This window comes from Endozoicomonas sp. ONNA2, assembly GCF_024606365.1.
In the GTDB taxonomy this organism is placed as follows: Bacteria; Pseudomonadota; Gammaproteobacteria; order Pseudomonadales; family Endozoicomonadaceae; genus Endozoicomonas.
The window spans coordinates 1-3,363 of the sequence record NZ_JAHHPO010000104.1 but is presented as its reverse complement, the minus strand read 5'-3'; the positions used below and the strand labels follow the sequence as shown (position 1 = coordinate 3,363).

3 protein-coding genes are annotated in these 3,363 nt (G+C 46.3%); all 3 read right to left on the bottom strand.

The features are described from left to right. Positions 1–49 precede the first annotated feature (49 nt). Complete coding sequence (locus tag KDK14_RS01905) at positions 50–622, bottom strand: F-box/WD40 repeat-containing protein (protein WP_257263326.1); 573 nt, start codon at positions 620–622, stop codon at positions 50–52. Between the two features lie 206 nt (positions 623–828). Further along, entirely contained in the window at positions 829–1,890 is a 1,062-nt protein-coding gene (locus KDK14_RS01900) for a hypothetical protein (protein ID WP_257263325.1), read from the bottom strand. A 292-nt stretch (positions 1,891–2,182) separates the two neighbouring features. Beyond that, the coding region (locus tag KDK14_RS01895) for an ankyrin repeat domain-containing protein (RefSeq protein WP_257263324.1) at positions 2,183–3,363 on the bottom strand (1,181 nt) is incomplete at its 5' end.

Below are 3,363 nucleotides of genomic sequence, written 5' to 3'. Positions count from 1 at the left end.
TAGCGTGGCAGACAGGTGATGGGTTTTGAAGACGTCCTTAAATAAGCGCTTACGTCGCCACGCATTGCTGCTCGTCTGGCTTGCTCAGATCCCACACTTTTACGGTCTTGTCATCAGAGCCCGAAGCTAACCGACCATCGGCCAAAGGCGTAACCGAGTTTACCCAGTCAGTATGCCCATTCAGGGTCATAACGCAGGTTTCCCCGGCATTATTTCCAAGGAGAGCCAGGTATTGATTGCTTATCCATCGAAAATAAGCAAAACATGATAAACGGTCATTAATGTCATGGGATGGAACCGCAGGTATAATCCTGTTTTCATTTGTTGCTCTATACGCTGCAGCGGCAGGACCATAATAATGATCAGCCAGTTTTTTCAGTCGTTCTTTGGTGTTAAAAACTATAGATAGTCGTCTACTTGTAATAGACAGGCGACAAAAAGCACCAAAAGGAAGATAGTTGGCAATTTCAAACAGAAGCTCATTTGGCAATGCCAGTAAAGGCGACACCTGTTCCGGTTCAACAACCGAAATCCCCTCAACCATTTTTTTCCCTGCATGGATGCCCGATGGGTTTGTGTCAATGGGGTACAGAGAGGAAACGGTAGCGGTATTAGTATTCATAAAACCACAGACCGTTAAACAGCCTTGAAGTTCATTCCGGGAGGTAAAATAATGAAGGCATGGATAGTGAATATCATTTTTGGAAGAACACAAAAAAAAATTAGAGGGACCGCCTCCTCATATTTATTAGCACGGTGGAAATTTCGCGAGTTTCGTTAAAAAAGCCAGTTGAGCACATTACTGACCACGCACAGGATGAAACGGTTTCACTCGGGAGTGTTACTATTCCTTTGGCTTGTCGACTGAAACGCGGGGGATGGGGACAATTCGGTCGAAGCAGTATGGGAGGACTCACCTACAAGCTGCATGAGGTCTTGGTATTTTGCTTCATAGTCCTGCTGTTCTGCCCCTATGGAATCCGCATTTTTGGCTCTATAGCCCTTACGTTTTGACAATATGATATCCCTGTGTTCTGCATAGTAGACATTTTGCCTGGCCTGAATAGCGGCCTTGTTTTTCATTCTATATTTGCGTTGACTAGCCAGTATGGCGTTCCTGTTTATTTTATAGTGGTCCTGTCTTTTAGCCTTTATTGCTTCCTTGTTTTTTGATCTATACTCACCCACTCTAAATTTAATAGTGGTCTTGTTGTTTATATAGTAGTTCTTTTGTCTAACCAGTATGGCTTCCCTGTTTTTTATATAGTATTTATGTTTTTTAGCCTGCATGGTTTCCTTGTCATTGTTATAGCACTTTGGTTTCTGTCCTTCATCGAACGGCCAGTGAGTCAGCTTGTGTGTGATGGGCAAATACTCACCAATACCGGACGACTGATGAGCAATAAAATCAATAGTATCATTGCCGACTTGCCGTTGAGTGTCTCTATTCAACGGATTATTGATGATAGCCACTGGAAGCGATGATGACTGAGCAAGATCAACAGATGATTCTCTGCAGTATGATCCCTGAAGGTGAGGATGTGTATTCAGGTCCATAAAAATTAACTCATCTGATTCTGTATCTTTTTTGTCTAAATACCGATCCAACTCTTCAGGTTGAATGCCATCAAAATCATAAAATAAAATAAAATTGGTTTCCGGATTAGAAGGTGCAATAGTAAATTGATCAACAGGGTAAAAGCTATTTTGGCCTTGATCAAATTGACGGGCATAACACAGAGAAGGAGAGTTCAGCGCCCGTACGAAACGAGACATACCTGGCCATGGACTGAAAGCACCAGTTGATTCTTCAAACGAATTGTCCAAATTTTTTGGAAAACGGAAGGCCCCGGGAACGGAAATTGGGCCTGTGTTAAAAGTCCTGTTCATTGAATTACTGAATGGTCGAATTATTGAGTTACAACTTCAGACTACTCCTGCAAAAATAAGTTCCTCACTTTCACAACTTAAATAGCTGGCCATATGGAATCGAATATTTCTGGCTATTTGGGCTGGCACTATGAGAGACACAACGAAAGGAACGTTACAGCACTGACCGGCACTTCCGCGATGAACGTTACACCTTGCATGGCAGCAGCCGAACCACCTAATGCGCCACAGCGAAGCAAGAGCGCCAACCTTAACGCCAAACAGGCCATCATCGTAAAACACATTCCGATGGTCAGGCACTATATTTTCCAGGAAAGTCTCCAAAAAAGTCTTCAATAACTTTCTGGCACTCTTTGCGGCCATGCTCGATAGCCAATTCGAGAGCCGTCCGGCCTGACTTATCCTTCTCTTTGGCCAGAGAGGGAACCATGGTTAGCAATGTGTGGATGGCCTCTGTTTTGCCGTGAAGAGCCGCCGTGTGAAGAGCCGTTTCGCCAAATCTATCTTTTTCTTTGGCCATGGAGGGGGCATTGGTCAGCAATGTCTGAATGGCTTCTGTTTTGCCTTGACGAGCAGCTGTGTGCAGAGCCGTTCGGCCACCGTTATCCTTCTCTTTGGCCAGGAAGGGGGCATTGGCCAGCAATGTCTGGATGGCCTTTGTGTGGCCTTGACCAGCAGCCAGATGGACAGCCGTCCTGCCAAATACATCCACCTCTTTGGCCAGGGAGGGTTCAATTTGTAGCAATGCGTTGACAATGTCTGTGTGACCTTCACGAGCAGCGCAGCGCAAAGCTGTTTCGCCATTGTTATTGGTGGCATTCAAATTTGCCCCATTTTCAATCAGCGGTCTCAGGCATCCGGTATGGCCGTTACAAGCAGCCAGATGCAGGGCTGTTTCGCCATTGTTATCGATGGCATTCAAATTTGCCCCATTTTCAATCAGCGGTCTCAGGCATCCGGCATGGCCGTTATCAGCAGCCAGATGCAGGGCGTTATCAAGGGCAAGCTGGCCAGGTTCGGTGCTGATCAGATATCCAAGGAGTGCAACATCGCCCTCCCGGATAGCGCTGCGCAGTACGTTATTGATATCCGCCCCAGCCCTGATCAGCATTTGAAAGACCTCGGTGCAGCGCTTCCGGGCAGCAATGTGCAGGGGGGTCTCACCATTGTACTCGACGGCATTGACATCGGCATGGGAATCAATCAAGAACCGGACCAAATCAGTATGCTCGTTCTTTATGGCGACAGCTAACAGGTGTTCAGGATGACCAGCAAGCACCGAATGGTAAGCCAGATTGACCAAAGTCTCGTCCTGGCGCAGAAGCATTCTCAGTTTGGCCGTATCCCCAGTAAGGCAGGCATTAAATATCAGGGTTAGACAATAATGGGATTCGTCAACAAGTGGTCTCATACCGTCTATACGAATCAATGGCAGTGCCGGTTGCCTGCATGCACATTGGCGTTGGTCAAGAG